We start from the raw sequence: 18283 nt of genomic DNA on the forward strand, positions 1-18283 counted from the left end.
GTACCCTTCGGGAACGCCAAGGGCGAACGCAATGACGTGTTTTGGATCATTAGACATCTCCGAAAATGAATGTAGAGACGTAGCACTGCTACGTCTCTACAAGGATTCTGGATAACGCATATTTAATTTCTGGAGATGTCTATTTATTTCTTGGAAGTCTCTTAAGCAACTTATCTTACAAAGCCTGATTTTGTGCAGTTTCACAAAGAATTAATATAATTATTCATAGTATTTATACAAATTTAATCTCCAAATATGTATCTATGTTAATGAAAAATATCTCTTTTTTTTGGCATAATATTATTTGAATAATTCCCTATTTTATAAAAACACCTAAAATAAATTCATACAGAGATTAATAATTATATTTGATGAGCGTAAGCATACTCACAACTAATAGAGCTAGATAACGATAAAAATTAGAAATTGGACATATCAACTACAAAAGGTACTAACCATGAGTTCCCGCGCACTGCTGTTAGTAAATCGTCATGCCCGCCAAGGGCAAAAGGGTCTGTCGGAAGCGATTGAATATCTGAAGACACTCGACTTTGATTTAATTGAAGAGTCTACAGAAGATCCCAAACATCTTGCTGAACTTATACATCGCTATCAGTATCAAGTTGACTTGGTAATTATTGGCGGAGGAGATGGTACTCTAAATGCTGCCGTAGATGCTTTAGTTGATACTCAGTTGCCTTTGGGAATTTTGCCTCTGGGAACTGCTAACGATTTAGCGAGAACTTTGGGAATCCCGAATTCCCTCAACGAAGCTTGCAAAATTATTGCATATAAAAACTTACACCGCATCGACTTGGGTTGTGTGAATGGCAAGCATTTTTTTAACGTTGCCAGCCTGGGATTGAGTGTAAAAATTACTCAACGACTTACCAAAGAAGTCAAGCGCCGTTGGGGAATATTTGCTTATGCTGCCACTGCATTGCAAGTAATTTGGGAATTTAGACCTTTTACAGCCGAGATTTCGATTAACGGTGAATCAGTTCACGTCAAAACAGTGCAAATTGCTGTGGGTAACGGTCGCTATTACGGTGGTGGTATGTCCGTCGCCGACGATGCCGCAATAGACGATCAAAGACTAGACCTTTATAGCTTGGAAATTGAACACTGGTGGCAGATGATATTATTACTACCTGCAATGCGACAAGGGCAACATATACATTGGCAGAATGTACGCTCTCTTCAAGGTCAAGAAATAGAGGTACATACTCGTAAACCGCGCCCTATCAATACAGATGGTGAAATCACTACTTACACACCTGCTCATTTTCGGGTTATACCTAAAGCTATAGCTGTTTTAGTACCCCCAAAAATCATGAGTTAGGAGTCATTCAATTTTAGATTTTAGATTTTAGATTTTAGATTTTCCTTCAATCCAAAATTAACAATCTAAAATTGGCAGAGTTAAGAGTTATTCTCCCTGCTAGAAAGTGGGAACTCGCATCAATTCACGCCAAATGCATCTGAGATTTTCTCAAGATATAAAGTCCCTATTGCAACGCCTAGCTGAACAACCGCTAACTCTAGGTGATATTTTGGCAGAAACCTCAGAACGAGGCTTCAGCCTGGTAATTACGTTATTAGTTTTGCCATTTTTATTACCTATGCCACCGGGATTAACTGGCCCTTTTGGTGGTGCTTGTTTACTATTATCAGGGCAAATGGTTTTAGGGAGGCGATCGCCTTGGCTACCAAAAAGAATCGCTAACTACAAATTTCCTCGTCCCTTCGCCCAGTTGCTTTTGCAAAATTTGGGGCGTCTTACCAAAGTTTTACAGAAAATTGCCCGTCCTCGATTAGCAAAAATAGCCCATAATCCTTTGATTTGGCGAATTAATGGGTTTTGTATCTCTTTATTAACAGTATTACTAATATTACCAATTCCGTTTACAAATCCCATCCCCACTATAGGTATTTTACTTTTGACTGTTGCCACCATTGAATCTGACGGTTTATTAATTTGCATCAGCTATGGCATTACTGCCTTGATTAGCTTGCTGTTTGGATTTATTGGTTATGCAGTCTGGTTAGCTCCTAGTTTACTACCTTCTATATTTAAATAATAAAAGCCCCCAGCTTTTGACTGAGGGCTGTAATTTATTAGGGTGCATCTACCATTTATTAATCCGCTTTAATTATTGCCATATCCGGGAAAATTAGACTCATGAAAAAATTATTTTTTCTTCCAGTCTGAAAAAATATCAGCAATAAAAAAGCCTTCAACTAAAAGCTGAGGGCTTTGATTTAATTAAGGTGCATCTACCATTTATTAATCCGCTTTAATTATTGCCATATCCGGGAAAATTAGACTCATGACAAAATTATTTCCCGAATTAAAAATATATTGAGTAATAAAAAAAAGCCCCCAACTAAAAGCTGAGGGCTGTGATTTAATTAAGGTGCATCTACTATTTATATATCCGCTTTAGTTATTGCTGTATCAGGAAGAATTGAAAAAATAAATGGCTGTGGAATTGATTTCGCTAGCTACAGCAGTAGTACTAAGCTCAATGAAGAGCATCTACGGTATTTGACTAGATAATCATTGACTAGCTTCACAGTAATTTTACAAATATCGCAAATTACCTCTGGATACACAAAGTTTCTGTTAATATCTCTAATAGGATATCCGCAATAGTACGAATATAGTTTATTAGTTGGGTATATGACTATAAAAGTTAGACACACCCAACTTGATGAAGCGATCGCAATTTCTATTAGCCCTTGCTAGTCTTAGTATTGTCGGCGGAAGCTTTTTTATGAGAACAACTTTTAGCAGTACTAGTGAGCCTAAAGTCATTACTGATGCCTCACGCTATAGAGAAATTCGTAATCAACTATGGTCTGATAATGACCAAGTAAAACACTTTCCTAATGAGATTCCCACTGATGCCAAAAACGTTCGCATTGCTTACTCTCCCGAAATTTTGCAGGGAAGTAGTTTTTTTCAAATTAGGCTAAAAGAGCCACCAAACAAAATTGAAAAATTACTTTCACAATACAGAAGTAGTGCCAAGCACAAATATAGGGGTGGTAACACAAATGACCACATCAACCAGCCTAATGGTGTGCCGACAACTTTTTTCTACACCAGTGACTCGCCTACAGAATCTTTTCCACCTACTTATGAAATATTGGTATTAAATACAGATGACAAAGGTAGACCTGGTTTCAAGTGGAATCATGGAGATAGCTACGGTGTGGCCATTAATAGTTCTGCCTCAGAAATAATTTATTGGTCTGAGAAATGGTAACTAGCAATTCAAGATGACTTTGAGTCGTCATGAAAATCACTATTGAGAACATCCGACTTGAGAAAAAATTCAGTTTACCCAAGTAGGGAAATCCGCAACGCTCGATTTTTGTTACCACTGATACTAATACCAAGCGACTAGCTCGACTTTTCGCTAAATCCCAATTTAAATCTTAAAAAATACTTAATTCTTAATCCCCAGTTCTCAATTCCAAGGTTTCTGTTATCCATCAGCAAAGATGCTCTTGAGCGTAATTGTATAAGAAGCAAAAAAGGTGAGATGATTCTGTTATACAGGAACTCATGTTACTGGTACAGTTAACAGTGTTCTGTTAAATTCCCAATAAGTTAAGCGAGAGAGGTGTGCAAAATGAAAAATTTAGTAAAGAATCTCCTTGATGAACGCACAAAATCAATTATTAGATCATCCGATCTATATCAATCTTTACATAACAAAATGCATTCAAGTAAGCTAGCTGTTGCAGGTAAAAGGCTTGATATTTGTGCTAATGAAGTTGCTATTTATCTACTTCAGTCTGGTAAAGGAAAATATGCATTGCGTGACAAAATTTGTCTTGAAATTGGAAGTGGGTGGTTACTGACTCATTCGTTAGTATTTTACCTTCTCGGAGCCAAAAAGGTTTATGCAACCGATGTTTACCCCTTATTACAACCCGACAACATTTTCAAAGCTGTGTGTAAGTCTGTAGATTGGAGTATCTTAGATAGTCTATCTACATTTGAAGATCGCGAGATTATCCGCTTACGTTTAAATAAACTACTTTCATTAAGAAATTTATCTGTAGAAGCCTTAAAAGATTTGGGCATAGAATACATTGCTCCCATTGATTTATCTCAACAACTACCTGGTAAAGAAAAAATAGATTTTGTATTTTCCAAATCTGTGTTGGAGCATGTACCAGTTGATGATGTTGTGCCACTTTTAAAAAATCTTGTAAGTAGCCTCTCCGAAGATGGCTTTATGTTTCATCTTATTCATTTACTGGATCACAGAAATATGGATGAAAGACCATTTGATTTCTTTGTTTACCAACATGAAGCCTATTCGAGAGACTTACAATCAAGGTGGGGAAATCGAATTCGACGCAGCCAATGGAAGCAGATATTTTCTAACCTCAAGCATTTGGACTCTAAATTTGTATTTGAGTGGTCGTGCAAGGACGGAGAATTACCTGAAAAAATAGACTCGTCTATTCAATATATAGATGAAGAAGATTTAAGAATATCCCATATTGGTGTATTTGGAGAATTCACATCACTTCCGAAAGTCAAATCTTAGGTAAGGATAAGTTTTGAATAGAGTAAGCAATCCCTCACTTTCTATCTGATACCATTTTTTTGTGAAGTTGCGCTAAACCCTTTTAACTTCTTTCTTTTTTTGTGTTCTTTTTGACGAGAGGCTGCGCGTAGCTTGCTTCGACCTAGTAGTATTAGCCTGCGGCAAATCGCTCCAAGTCTACGTTTTTTTGTACTTAAATATGGTTTAGTGCATCTTCATACAGAATTGGTATGAGTATTGCTTTTACACTTTTGAGTATATTACTTTGGGTAGTTAAAACTTATAGTCAGCATAGTTAAGATTTATAAGTGATTAAAAATTATCTGAATATGTAGAATGCCAACTGCTTTAATTACCGGTGCTTCTAGTGGTATTGGTAAAGCCTTTGCTAAAGAACTAGCTGCACGCAAGACAAATCTTGTACTTGTTGCTCGTTCTGAAGAGAAATTAAGCCAATTAGCTAAACAATTACAAGAACAACACAAAATTCAAGTAGAGGTTATAGTCAAAGACCTCACAGAACCTAATGCCGCTGCTAGTGTATTTGATGCCACCAAAGCAAAGGAATTAACTATTGATTTGTTAGTCAACAATGCTGGTTTTGGTTCCTATGGCGACTTTGCCGAAGCGGATGGAGAAAAACAAGTCAAAATCGTACAATTAAATATTTTGGCACTGGTAGATTTAACCCATAAATTTCTACCCTTGATGCGGCAACGTCGTTCTGGAAGTATTATTAATGTATCTTCTATTACGGCATTTCAACCGATACCATACCTTTCTGTTTATGCTGCCAGTAAAGCTTTTATTCTCAGCTTTAGTGAAGCATTATGGGCAGAAAATTATCAATATGGTGTCCGTATTTTAGTCACTTGTCCTGGGCCAATAGAAACAAACTTTTTTGCAGAAGCTAATTTTCCTCCAGCACTGGCAAGTAGTACAGATAAAGTATATTCTTCTGAAAAAGTCGTCTGGGAATCTTTAGAGGCTTTAGAAAAAGGCTATCCGACTATTATTAGTTCTGATACTAACACTCAAATTAGAAGCAAATTATCTCGGCTTTTGCCGCGTAAACTGCTGCTGAATATGTTAGCAAAACACTTTAAAGTTTAAGGATAAGGAGTTAGGAGTTAGGAGTTAAAGAAAGTGATAAATTTAAAATTACTAACTTTTCACTCTTAACTTTTAACTTTTAACTCCTCACTTTTAACTCCTCACTCCTCTTTTATTAGATGTATCTTGTTAATTGAACTCGGTAACGATCTTTTTTTGTCACTGCGATCTCCCCAACTTCTAAACGCCCTTTAGAGCGAATGGCGATTAAGTCGCCTGATTTGACTTGAGAACTAGCTTGGGTAACTTCCTTCCAATTGACGCGGACATCACCAGCATCAATGAAATCAACCATTTTGCTGCGGGACATGCCAAAACCAGCAGATGCGATCGCATCTAATCGCAAAGAAGCCTCCACAGTAGTTAATTCTTTTTTCTTGGGTTCCCGAACCCTTAATTCAGTTATCTCAATCTGCTGAGTTTTCACAGGAACCGATCGCACCTGTTTCAGACTCATTTCCAAAAATTCCACCAACTCTGGGGCGACAATCGCCTGCGCCCCTCGTTCTCCTAAAACAATTACATCTCCCGTCTTTTCACGAACAATTCCTGTCCCCAACATTGCGCCTAAAAAGTCGCGGTGAGAGGCGGTATCAAACAGGAAATTACCAGCAATTTCCACAGCCACAAGACTGACTTGAGATTGATCTAAGGGAAGTTCCGAACGAGCGATCGCTATTCTTTGGCGTTCAGCTTGCGGATATCCACCCCACGCCACCAATTGCACTTCTGTTAATCGGTTAAACACCCGTTGAATTTCCACCAATTCTGGAGGAGATAGAAAATCTGTCAAAACCACTTCCCAAGTTTTGATTGCTTGTTCAGCTTGGTCGATTACACGAGCTACACTATCTCGATTTTCAACACCTTTTAAAAGTTCTTCTCGTGGCAACATTCTGAAAAATTATGAGTTATGAATTGAGAATTAATCTGCTATAACTATCTTGATTCTAACTTTCTCAAGCAATTATTGACGCGGCATTTTATCTAGTCTAAAAATCTCTCATGCTTTTCTTTTGATAGTTCCAGCACCCAGAGTTTTAATCCCTATTGACCATTGATGAATAATACGTACAATTATACGTAGGGACTAATAATTGTGTTAAATCGGCGTTGACTAAAAACGCATAATCTATGTCTATCGCTACCTTCGGCAATATCTACTCAGATGAGTTAATTACAGCCACTGAGTTGAATCGTCAGCCTGGGCGAGTTCTGGACAAAGCTTTAGAACATCCAGTGACAATTACTCGCAACGATCAGGCTTTTGCCTTGTTGCGCCGGGAGGAAGTGACTTTTCTCATCAAGGCAGCAACACAGAGTCAAGCTGTTGTCGAGGCGTTAACTGTCGCCTTCTCCTTATTACTGGGAAAGGAAATCGGTTTTGAACATCCTTATGGATGGCTGAGTTTGTTTGCAGAAGATGATCTGCAAGACTTTATCAAGGAACTGAGTGAGGCTTTTCGGTTGATAGATTCTTCAACTACAAGATGGGAGATAATTGATGCAATCATTCATGAATGGTATGAAAGCGCCGTTGCGATCGCTAGTCCTGAACTGACAGCCGCTTTTAGTGCCGAAACTAATGAAGTAGCATAAAATGTTGCAAAAAAAATGTAGGTTGGGTGGAGGCTTTGCGTAACCCAACATCCTGATATATGCTGGGTTACGCTCTGCTCCACCCAACCTACGTCTAATGCACAATTTTTTTGCTTGCCACGCCAGTAGGCTACAAATAAATGTGTAAACTATGATTTATTCAATACACAGTATTTGTATCAGCATAACCTTGGATATTTTCTGGATCAAACTGACGTAATATTCGTGTTGCTTGCCGAGTAAGAGTTTCAGAACCTTGAACAGCAACTAAATATTTACCTGCATCTAAGCGATTGCGATAAGGTAAAGCATCACCACCACCTACTAGTAAACCGACTCCACCACCGACAAACACACCACCCATAGCACCACTGACAGCACCCAGCAGTCCGCCGACAATATGATTGCCAACTTCACCCGCCCAGGCAAAAGTATGTAAACCTGTGATGAGGCTGAATGTAAAACCTGCAAAAAAGCCAAATGGTATCAGCCAGGTTGCCATCAATTTTGCTTGCTTTTTAGCTTGGTCTTTGGGGTCAATTAAGCCGAACTCATCAGCCGTTTTATACCCCCTCCCCAGGATAGTACTGTTTATGCCTTCTTTTTCTAAGGCTAAGTAAGCAGCTTCGGCTTGAATCCGGTCAGGTAATACGGCAACAAGGTAATTCATTGATTTTACAATTTGTCTAATAGAAGTTTTGCCTTAATTAACAGCGTATCAGTCCTGGTCGAATCAATCTTGCATTAGGTAGGAGTTTAGACAATACGGTTCGGTTAAGGTTTTTTGATGAAAATTATAGATCACAAAGACGCGATAAATCGCCGTCAAGACAAAGAACTGATTATTGTAGAGACGGCGATTTATCGCGTCTCTTGCCTTAACCGAACAGTATTGGGAGTTAGGAGTTAGGAGTTAGGAGTTAGGAGTTTGGAGTTAGGAGTTTGGAGTTTGGAGTTTGGAGTTTGGAGTTTGGAGTTTGGAGTTAGGAATTAGGAGTTAGGAGTTTGGAGTTTGGAGTTAGGAGTTTGGAGAGGCTTTTATTCGTTACTCCCCTTCCCTTGCAGGGAAGGGGCTGGGGGTTAGGTCTGTATTGAACTCAACTGCAAACCGCGACGCCGAATAGCCCGCCGCAGGCATCGCACAAGTTAGCACAAGTTAAATGTACATTATCCAATCACTTGAGCAAATCTAGTGGTTCACAAAAATTGTTCACGCCTTGCTTGAGGACATATATTAAAACTGGTGCTGCCAAAATCTTCGGAAAGGTTGGCGTTGTTTTTAAATGTTCCATCATCTTTTGAAGAGAAGTATTAAGTAAATCTTCTCGATATTCTTGTTCGCAAATGACGACACGCCATTTTCTAGCTAAAGCATCTAACCACTCGGAATTTGCTCTTTCTGGCTGTTGTCCAGCGCGGATAGCTAGCGTCATCGCTGCATCTTCTAAATCTCCCTCACAGTCTTCAATCAAATCCAGCGCTTCCATATCGCTGGGATCATCTGCCAATTGAGAGCGAAACTGTGCAATCTCTTGAGATGTTACTTTAGTCATGAGTCTTTGACAAGGCGAGCGATCTACCACTCAGTTATGCTAGATCATTTCACAAAATTCTTGTTACAAATAGGTTTTTTTGACCAAAAAGCCTCATTCTTCAATGTAATTATTGGAAAATGAGGCTTTTTGAATTTGGAATTGGGAGATCAGTCAGCAGTACTAGCGTAATGCTCTGAGGGTAACAGACCGTTGTAACTGAGCTAGAGCCTTATTGTAATTCAAAATTGCCGAGACTCGATTACCTTCAGCTGTTGTGAGGTCGTTTTCAGAGTTAATGACATCAGTTTGAGTGCCTACACCAGCTTGGAATCGCAAACGCGCTAAACGTAGAGCTTCTCTAGCCTCTTCTAAACCAGTATTAGACGTTTGAACGTTGGTCAAACTAGATTGCAGGGTAGAATAGGCTTGTTCTACCTGAAAGCGAATTTGGTTGCGCTGTTCAGCAAATTGAGTTTCGGCGATCGCAATATTAGACCTTGCCTGAGCTGCCTTTGCTTTTGCGGCTCCCCCATCATACAAACTTAGGCTTGCCCTTACTCCTAGTGAATAGCCATCAGTCACGTTGATATTATCATTGAACTGATCTAGTAGGCTGTAGCTAGCTACCAAACTAATTTGAGGGCCTAGTGCTGAAAGTGCTTGCCGTCGCTGTTGTTCGCTAATGTTACGTTGCGCCAATTGCTGTTGCAGTTCCGAACGGTTTTGAAAAGCCAGCACAATAGTTTGCTCTAGCGACTGGTTCCAAAGACCAGCTAATTGTACAGGGTCAGCTGCACTGATATTCACTGACTGCGACAAACTTATGCGAGTAGCTAGCTGACGACGGGCAATTTGCTGCTGGGAGATCGCATTAATCAGGTTTTGTTGGGAATTTGCTAAGTTTACCTGCGATCGCAACACATCAAAACGCGTACCAACCCCAGCCCGCTCTAAAGCTTGTGCATCACGCAAACTAGCTTCGGAGTTTTGCACAGCTGACTGGGAAATACGTACTTGTTCATCTGCTTGTTGCAGATTGTAGTAGTCAGTGGCGACATTTAAACGGATTGTTTCAAACTGGGTTTCTACAGCCAGTTGATCGGAGCGCTCCTGTTCTTCAGCCTGTCTGATGGTAGCTTCCCGACTCCCAGAAGTATAAAGGTTATATGTCAGTTGTGCAGATCCGTTGAAAGCTGTCGCAGGTATGCCTGCGTTAGGAGAGAGTAAACCTTCCTGTTGGTATAATTCGTCCTCAAGCTGACCAGAAGCAGACTGACTGCGAGTGATATCACCACTAATACCTAGAGTGGGAAGCAAAGCAGCTTGTGCCTCGCGCACAGCAGCGCGGCTGCGCTCTAGCTGTAATATCGATACCTGTAGATCGTGATTGTTACGCCGTGCTAGCTCTAGAGCCTGTGCCAAAGTAATCGCCTGATTTCCCTCAAGTTTCACTTCCTCTGGCTTGGTGGGAAATTGCAGGGGATTGGCATTGGGACTGAGGTTCTCTGGAACTTGCACAGAACCTACCGGCGCAGGAGTTACGTTTCCTGGGACAGTCTGAGGTTGCACCGAACCTGCCGGCGCAGGAGTTACGTTTCCTGGTAAAATCTGAGGTTGCACCGAACCTGCTGGAGTCTGAGTATTACTCTGAGCTAAAAGTTCCCTAGCCGGATTTTGTTGTAAGCAAGTGCTTGAGACTAGTAACAAAGAAGCCGAAGAATCACTTTTGTTTTTCCCCAACTCCTGTGGACACTTCTGCGCTGACAACAGTTTTGCTGTTCCTGCACCCGTAGTTGAAGCTTGTAAAAATGTTTGTAACTGAGTAACAGTATTTATCTTTTTAGCCACTGGCTGCTGTGCAGAAGACAGAGACAAAATTTCTTTTTGGACAGAAGGGGATTTTGAAGTGTAGTTAGGAACTACTATCTTCTTTAATTTCTGCCCATTCGGGTCTAAATTACTCTGCTTTTGGTCGCTTTGAGCAAACTGGCTGACATCTGGCTGTTGAGAAGGATTAGAGGTAGGTATCAAACTTAAAAATCTACCTTCATCTTTCTTCATTGGCACAACAGTATTTTCAGCCGTGAATACTGGAATACTGTTATTACTTAAAGGCTTCACACTAAGTTTAGTAAAACCAAAAGCAGGTACTAGGGTTCGATCACTAACATTTGCACTGTTAGGCAGTTGCGTATTCATGGTGTCTGCTATCAAGTGTTGACCATAAATAGAAGTCAAAACACTAGGAGAAGACGCTATCTGTATCCCTGTTACTTTCACAGTACCAGCCCAAGCAGCCTGAGTTGTTAAGACTGCTGCTGTTACACCAGGTAAGAAGCTATAAAATAATTGCTGTCCTTTCACCGCATCCCCTCACACAAAAATCAATACTAGCGGCAGAAAACCTTTCTTCACCAGAGAATATAGCACGATACTAAACTTAGGAAAGAATATACTACGATACTAAATTTAGGGTTCGGAACTCTGTTTGTCTTCAAAACGTCTAACAATGCGAGAAAGTTCCGCCTTTTCATCGATACTAACGCGAGTAGGAGCACCGCTGATAATCCGTTCGTAGTTTCGGAAAGAATCTTTGATATCGGGCCCGTCAGCAGTAATATTATACTCACGAATGCCCTTATCGTGCCAAGAGCCTCTCATTTTAAATACGTTAATTGCCCGCGACATTTCCCCGCGAATTTCTACGTACTGTAACATTATAATTGTATCGGTAATCGTGGAAATATGAGAGTCGGTAATGGAATGCGCTCCCAGAAATTGGTCGGTTGTGTTAGTAAAGAAACCAGTAATTTCTTCTTGTTTAGCATAACCCGTCACCCCAATTACAAACTGCCTAAATGCATTATTGCTCACTCCTCTAGCTAGGGCTGAAAGGGAATCGATAGCGATGCGAGCAGGTTTGAAGATCGCAATTTCTGATTTAATAATTTGTAAATGGTCTTCTAAGCCAGTTGATTCGGGATAGGTACAGATGATTTTGAGTAAACCTTGATCTTCTAATTTTTCAAAATCAATTCCCCAAGAGGAAGCATTACGAGATAGTTGGGCCCGTGATTCTTCATAGGCAAATAATATCGCCTGTTCTCCATTGAGGCAGCCATCTTGAATAAACTTACTGACTAACAAGGTTTTGCCCGTACCTGTGGCCCCTGTTGCCAAAATGATGGAATCTTTAAAGAAACCACCACCACACATTTCATCTAAGGTTTTGACACCAGAAGATACCCTGACATTAGAAGATCTTTGAGTTAAGCGCATTGCTCCCAGTGGGAAGATGTTAACTCCTTCATTAGTAATTGTGAAGGGATATTCACCTTTCATGTGAGTTGTGCCACGCAACTTGAGAATTTCAATTGTGCGACGGCGGCGTTCTCCTTCTAAAACGTTGCGAACAATTACTACATTATCAGAAACAAATTCTTCTACTCCGAAAGAGGCAACGGGGCCATATTCTTCACCACGTTCAGTAGTAATTACAGTGGTAACACTCAGCAGTTTGAGACGCGCTACAAGGCGAAAAATTTCGCGTCGCACCACTCCCATCGCTTCATACTGCTGAAATACTGCTGTGATTGAGTCGATGGAAACTCGTTTAGCTTTGTATTTACGAATCGCATATTGCAAGCGCTCAATAAGTGCAGAAAGGTCAAAATTTCCAACTATATCTTGACCTTCTGGATCAGGAGAAGCATCAAGAATAAATAACTTGCCTTCTTCAATTAGACGTGGCAAGTTCCAGCCAAAAATATTGGCATTTTTAATAATATCACTAGGCGATTCCTCAAAGGTAACAAATACTCCGGCTTCATCAAAGTAGGTGATACCGTTATAGAGAAACTGAAGAGAGAATAAAGTTTTGCCTGTGCCGGAGGTGCCGCTAATCAAGGTAGTTCTACCAATTGGTAAACCACCATGACTAATATCGTCAAATCCTTCGATCATCGTCCTAATTTTTTCTAAACCCCCAATTTTCGGTGGTTGCTTTGGTTCTAATTGCTCGTTTTCACTCATTGCTTGATAATAAATTTGGATGAAAACCTGTTTTTTTATGAATAAAGTTTGTAGTAATTTTTTATGATTAAAATTTTACTCTTCAATATCTTCTTCACTCAGTTCTTCATAGAGTAAATCTAATCCAATCAATACTCTTTCTCTATCTGAAAGATCCCCGATAATTTTGCGAACAGGTGGAGGCAAAATTTTAGATAATGTTGGCGTTGCTAATATTTTATCTTCTTCCGCCAGTTGTGGGCTTTTTAGTACATCGATCACTTTCAAAGCATAAACACCTTCAAACTCCTGCTCTAAAATATCTTTGAGTGTTTTTAAAGCTCTGACTGAATTAGGAGTGTTCCCTGCTACGTAAAGCTTAAGAACGTAGGTTTTTCTGAGTTTCTTCATATACTTAATCGCTAGTCATGAACATAAAAATACAATATCTTTCGCATATTGAGACAAGTTTAACATTGATGAATTTAATTTATTTAGAAATCGAACTGCGATATACTTCACACAGGTGAGCTAGGATATCTATCAAGGTTAGGCGGTAATCAAGTAGCGTTTCATTGCTCCTTCCTTCTAACTTTAGCTGGTTAGAAAAGTCTTCAATTACCTCCATGTGAATTTCGATTATTTGCGGCACAGGAATATTAGCATAAAATATAGTATTGATAAATTTATCAATTTTATCTTTAAGTGTTTTATCTGTGCTAAAATAATCTATAAGAATCAGGCTATAATCTAATTTAAGCTGTCTTAATAATCCTTGCCTTTCTGCTAGAGTCATCTCCTGGAAATGCTGTTGGCTTTTTTGCATCTGACTGGCAAACACATATATGTACTTGCCAGTGTATGCCTTACTTGGATCTTGTTGCAGCCAATTTGGGAAATAGTTGATGTTTACAGTGGCAGTTGCACCAACGGGTAGGTAGGAAAACTGGGCAATAATCGCATTGAGCAAGTTCCACACCCACGCGATCAATTTTTTGGGGTTGGTTAAGTCAGCTAAATTATCTAAACATTTGTTAACATCAGGTTGCAGAATCAATATCGGTAATAACATCTATTCTTAAATATATTTCATTGATCGCCCTGACCAAGAAACGTGGGCTGATAAGTTTGGCTAACGCTTCTAGGGTACTACTGGCTGTACAGTAAAGAAGTCGGAAGTCGGAAGTCGGAAGTCGGAAGTACAGTTTTGTAATGGGGATTTAGACCCCACCACAAAACTGACTTATTTATTGAACCGGGGGACTTCAACCCACCGAATTCGGTAAAGTGGTGATTCCACCCCAAATAACGCTCTGTGTTAGCAGATAATGCTAGCCAATCGACAACCTAGTAGTCTGTTCCATTAATTTTGTTCGGCTACTAGATCCCCGACAACTTCTGCGAAGTCGGGTATCTGAACACCACTAACCTCTCAAAACTTTTGGGACAGGCTACTAGTGCCGCAACTGAGTACTAAGACTTAGTACTCGTCACCGTAAAAGAAGTTTAGAAATATCAAGGGTTGATGTTGGGTTTCACTACGTACCCCTACGGGGATCTTGCTACCAACCAACCTACGAATGATTAACTTCCATACTATTTTTGTGGTGGGCTGTACTAAGTAGGTCTTTGATGATGAGCTATCTGTCAGCATAGGAAGACACAGTAGCTAATTTATTATTTGCATATTTATGTATATAAATAGATAGATTTTTGGATTTTGCTCCTTGATAAGATACTTAAACGAACTTAAAGGATTGTCGCGTTCTAAATCATTATAATTCCTCAAGGTTCTAAAGCGAATCTTTGGGGCCATAATTGTTTTAGCTGTCGCTATCGATGAGGAGTTTAAATACCAGTAAGACACTGGGGAGGCTAGTTGCCAAAAATGAGAAATATGGCCTCTAGACAAAATTCACTTGTCCGCAAGCAAGTGTTCGTGAAGGGAAATCCCATTATTTTTTTAATGGCGTTGAAATAACCAGAGTTGCTTATATGAGTCTTCTTAGAGGATATGACTTCAGGCGAAGAGACCATCAACTGGCAGATGGAAATGCTGGAGGGTTCCACAGGAAGAATGACCCCCAAAGCCCTATGTTAATGCTAGATTACCCGCTTTATGACTTTCAGGCAACCGTACCTAGCTGCCCTCAAACAAGTTCTCTGGCAGTGGTGTTGGAGATTTTTGAGCAAGAGCAGTGCGATCGCTTGGTAGTAGTGAATCAACAGCAATGCCCCATCGGATTGCTGTATTCTGCCCGTTTAATCCCAAAATTATTAGCATATAGTGACGATAAAAATCTAAATTTACACCAATCGCTCTCTACCTGGGGTCAAGGTCTAATTGAGCCAATACAGACAATATTCGCTTCTGAGCGTGTAGAGCAATTGAGCTTGCACTTGGGCGATGCAGCCGAAAAACAGCAGAACTTAGATTGGGCGCTGATTGACTCTGATGGTCGATATTTGGGGCTGCTGGATAGTTCGCGCCTGGTGCGATCGCTGGCTAAAGAACGCATGGCTGGCTTACAAAGCTCAGATGAGCATCACCATGAGCATGATGCTGGGACAAATGAATCCAAGTCATTAGGACACCAACCACTGGTTCACTTGCTAGAAAGACTGCCTTGGCCTTTGATGTTGCAAACGGGTAATGGCGAGGTAGTAGCGCGAAATCCAGCTTGGTGGCAGCAATTAGGAACCTTAAAAGACCCAGAAGGAGTTAGGCAACAGGTGGAGGCAATACTTGTGCCTAACCTCTTGGAAACACCAGAATATGTTAATCAACAAGCAATCAAGGTTCATCCCAATGGCAGGGAGAATGAGCATGGTGAAGAGGAACTGATTCAGCCAGAAGCATTATTAGATACTGGATACAGTCGGTGCTATTTAGATAGTCAAGTAGGTACTTGTACCTGCGTTGTCGAAGTGCAAAATGGTCAAGAGCGAATCTGGCAGTTTGCCAAAATTCCCTTAGATAGTCCTGAGTTTTCAACACTGGCTCAACGCCCCGCTACCGCTAACAGCACTCAGGACTGGCTCAACGCCCCGCTACCGCTAACAGCACTCAGCACTGATTTGTGGTTAGTTTTAGCTACTGATGTCACTGAACAGCAGCAGCTTTGCAAAGAATTGGCGGCAAAAAATGCCGATTTAATTCAACTAAATCGGTTGAAAGACGAGTTTTTAGCTTGTATTAGTCATGAACTCAAAACTCCCCTAACTGCCGTTTTAGGATTATCGCGCTTGCTGGTGGATCAGCAGTTGGGAGAACTTAACGAGCGTCAAGCCCGTTATGCAGGACTGATTCATCAAAGTGGACGCCACCTGATGAGTGTGGTTAATGATATTTTGGATTTAACCCGTATGGAGACGGGACAAATGGATTTGACGCTGACTCCGGTAAAAATTCGGGCTGTGTGCGATCGCGCCCTATCGGAAGCTAAAGCTATCCACACTCAAACCACCAAAGCGACATCCGCCTCACCACCTCCAAATGCGCGTTCATCCGCTCCCCAATTCTGCCTTTCCATTGAACTAGGCTTAGATCAGATGGTGGCAGATGAATTGCGCTTACGCCAGATGCTAGTACACCTACTTTCCAACGCCTTTAAATTCACCGAAATATCTGGCGAAATTGGACTGCGGGTGAGTCGTTGGGAAGGATGGATTGCCTTTACAATTTGGGATACAGGCATTGGCATTCCTGAACACCAGCAACACTTAATCTTTCAAAAATTCCAACAACTAGAAAATCCCCTCACCCGCCAATTTGAAGGCACTGGTTTAGGGCTGGTCTTAACTCGCGCCTTAGCTCGTCTCCACGGAGGAGATGTCAGCTTCTTATCGCGTGAAGGAAAAGGTAGCCAGTTTACGCTACTGCTGCCCCCCAGTCCCCCAAATACAGGCTTTTCTGAACCAGATATGGGAATCAGAGAAGATGAGGAAACACGACACCAACAGACACGGCAAAACCCCGCAGCCGCTCTTCAGTATGTTAGTACGCCCACACAGCATCATCATGCTAGTTCGCAACGGCTGGTTTTGGTAGTCGAGGCAGTAGCCAGATATATTGAAGACTTGACCGAACAACTCAAAGGTTTAGGGTATCGGGTAGTGATTGCGCGATCGGGGACAGAAGCAGTCGAAAAAGCTCGGCGCTTGCAACCAATAGCGATATTTTTGAATCCATTGCTACCCCTGCTATCAGGTTGGGATGTGCTGACTTTACTCAAATCTGACACCGCAACCCGTCATATATCTGTAATTGTGACAGCGACGGGAGCCGAAAAGGAGCAAGCATTTGCTCATCGAGCCGATGGTTTCTTAAGTTTGCCAGTTGAGCATCAGGTATTAGCACCAGTTCTCGAAAAATTATGTACTGTACAAGCAGTTGGGCAGCAAGGGTTAAACAACGATGCAATTACCCCAACAAAAACCCCACTGCGAATTCTCAGGTTGGTGAATCCCCAGTTGGAATCAGTTAATCCCCATCCTTCACTTCGAGAACATCGGGTGATTGAAGTAGATGACCTAGATCAGGCTGAACTTTTGGCGCGGGTATGGCAGTTTGATGTCATTTTGTTAGATGTTGAAAGTACCACCGCGCAAATTTATCTGCAACAACTAATTGGACATCCACGTTTAGCGGCCATACCACTGGTTACTTGCGATGTCGCAACCACCTTAATAGCTTCTAAAATACCAGGGCTATCTGTATTTCCTTACTTAACACCATTTGCCAAAGACAACAGCGATCGCACCGAGAAAACAGATGCTTTACTATCAGTACTGCAAATTGCTTCTGGGATTTGCTGCCCTCCTAACATCTTGGTAGTGGATTTGACAATGCTGCGTGATTTTCCCCAGGTAAGACGCAAGCCAGCTAAGGGTTATCGGACTGAAAAAAATTGCTCAATTAGTAGTGAAACTGCAGAACGAGGTTCTGAGTGGTTCCAAGCTTTAATTCAGTATTTACAAACAGCAGGCTTTAAAGCGGCGATGAGTCCATGTTGGGCAGAAGTGTTACAACAAATTCGCCACCAAAGCGTTGACTTACTGCTAATTTGTTTAGGAGAATCTGCTATCCACAAAGATGTACTCAAAGCACTGAAAACATTAGGAGATTCGCCGTTAAAGTTACCACCAATTTTGGTACTGAATCAGCGATTAAATCATCCAGAAACCAGTTTCCAGTCTGGGGTAGCTGATCAGGAGCAGAAGAAGAATGGTTTGGAATCGATAGAAACTGTTATTGGTGCGATCGCTACTCAAATATTACCGCGATCGATATCAATGGAAGACCTCTTAAATCAGATCAATCAAGCTTTAGCTGTCAACGGTTACAATGGTAAGTGTTAATAGGGATTGGGTACTGGGTACTGGGTACTGGGTACTGGGGAAGAAATTCTTTTAAGATTACTTAGGATATAAATCTACAAACTTATCTTTCCT

At 40.9% G+C, this 18283-nt stretch carries 15 protein-coding genes; 8 read left to right on the forward strand and 7 right to left on the reverse strand.

What is annotated here, in order from left to right:
* The first annotated feature begins 457 nt into the window (after positions 1–457).
* The 5 genes from V7K76_RS14810 to V7K76_RS14830 all read left to right on the forward strand — a co-directional run bounded on the left by V7K76_RS14810 (position 458) and on the right by V7K76_RS14830 (position 5684).
* Positions 458–1342 carry a lipid kinase gene (locus V7K76_RS14810; RefSeq protein ID WP_334780024.1) on the forward strand — a complete coding sequence of 295 codons (885 nt, stop codon included), beginning with the start codon at positions 458–460 and terminating at the stop codon, positions 1340–1342.
* A gap of 133 nt (positions 1343–1475) precedes the next feature.
* On the forward strand, positions 1476–2081 hold the full coding sequence (locus V7K76_RS14815) for an exopolysaccharide biosynthesis protein (RefSeq protein ID WP_334780025.1): 606 nt from the start codon (positions 1476–1478) through the stop codon (positions 2079–2081).
* 633 nt (positions 2082–2714) lie between these two features.
* Entirely contained in the window at positions 2715–3272 is a 558-nt protein-coding gene (locus V7K76_RS14820) for a hypothetical protein (protein WP_334780027.1), read from the forward strand.
* Positions 3273–3641: 369 nt separating this feature from the next.
* On the forward strand, positions 3642–4571 hold the full coding sequence (locus tag V7K76_RS14825) for a hypothetical protein (RefSeq protein WP_334780028.1): 930 nt from the start codon (positions 3642–3644) through the stop codon (positions 4569–4571).
* 336 nt (positions 4572–4907) lie between these two features.
* Complete coding sequence (locus V7K76_RS14830) at positions 4908–5684, forward strand: SDR family NAD(P)-dependent oxidoreductase (protein WP_334780029.1); 777 nt, start codon at positions 4908–4910, stop codon at positions 5682–5684.
* A gap of 115 nt (positions 5685–5799) precedes the next feature.
* Here V7K76_RS14830 and V7K76_RS14835 read toward each other — a convergent pair whose 3' ends face one another.
* Positions 5800–6579, reverse strand: a complete 780-nt coding sequence (locus V7K76_RS14835; protein WP_334780030.1) for a photosystem II S4 domain protein — start codon at positions 6577–6579, stop codon at positions 5800–5802.
* A gap of 239 nt (positions 6580–6818) precedes the next feature.
* Between V7K76_RS14835 and V7K76_RS14840 the strand changes: the two genes are divergently transcribed.
* Positions 6819–7283 (forward strand): hypothetical protein, encoded by a 465-nt coding sequence (locus tag V7K76_RS14840; protein WP_334780031.1) that lies wholly within the window; start codon positions 6819–6821, stop codon positions 7281–7283.
* Between the two features lie 160 nt (positions 7284–7443).
* Here the strand turns inward: V7K76_RS14840 and V7K76_RS14845 are convergent, their stop codons facing one another.
* Positions 7444–7953: a hypothetical protein gene (locus V7K76_RS14845; protein WP_334780032.1), complete on the reverse strand. Its 510-nt coding sequence runs from the start codon at positions 7951–7953 to the stop codon at positions 7444–7446.
* 117 nt (positions 7954–8070) lie between these two features.
* Between V7K76_RS14845 and V7K76_RS14850 the strand changes: the two genes are divergently transcribed.
* Positions 8071–8193 (forward strand): hypothetical protein, encoded by a 123-nt coding sequence (locus tag V7K76_RS14850; protein WP_334780033.1) that lies wholly within the window; start codon positions 8071–8073, stop codon positions 8191–8193.
* 265 nt (positions 8194–8458) lie between these two features.
* On the opposite strand, the gene V7K76_RS14855 is transcribed toward V7K76_RS14850, so the two are convergent.
* From V7K76_RS14855 to V7K76_RS14875, 5 genes are all read right to left on the reverse strand, one after another.
* A complete protein-coding gene (locus tag V7K76_RS14855) occupies positions 8459–8836 on the reverse strand; it encodes a hypothetical protein (protein WP_179066882.1) in 378 nt (125 codons plus the stop codon).
* A 162-nt stretch (positions 8837–8998) separates the two neighbouring features.
* The gene (locus V7K76_RS14860; RefSeq protein ID WP_334780034.1) at positions 8999–11182 is read right to left on the reverse strand and encodes a TolC family protein; all 2184 of its coding nucleotides are present in this window, start codon (positions 11180–11182) and stop codon (positions 8999–9001) included.
* 105 nt (positions 11183–11287) lie between these two features.
* On the reverse strand, positions 11288–12850 hold the full coding sequence (gene kaiC, locus V7K76_RS14865; RefSeq protein WP_334780035.1) for a circadian clock protein KaiC: 1563 nt from the start codon (positions 12848–12850) through the stop codon (positions 11288–11290).
* A 75-nt stretch (positions 12851–12925) separates the two neighbouring features.
* Positions 12926–13240 carry a circadian clock protein KaiB gene (kaiB, locus tag V7K76_RS14870; protein WP_179066879.1) on the reverse strand — a complete coding sequence of 105 codons (315 nt, stop codon included), beginning with the start codon at positions 13238–13240 and terminating at the stop codon, positions 12926–12928.
* 79 nt (positions 13241–13319) lie between these two features.
* Positions 13320–13901, reverse strand: coding sequence for a KaiA family protein (locus V7K76_RS14875; RefSeq protein ID WP_334780037.1), 582 nt, complete (start codon positions 13899–13901; stop codon positions 13320–13322).
* Between the two features lie 1022 nt (positions 13902–14923).
* On the opposite strand from V7K76_RS14875, the gene V7K76_RS14880 reads away from it, so the two are divergent.
* Positions 14924–18190, forward strand: a complete 3267-nt coding sequence (locus V7K76_RS14880) for an ATP-binding protein (RefSeq protein ID WP_334780038.1) — start codon at positions 14924–14926, stop codon at positions 18188–18190.
* Positions 18191–18283 lie beyond the last annotated feature (93 nt).

Origin of the sequence: Nostoc sp. (assembly GCF_036917975.1) — a bacterium.
Classification (GTDB): Bacteria; Cyanobacteriota; Cyanobacteriia; order Cyanobacteriales; family Nostocaceae; genus Nostoc.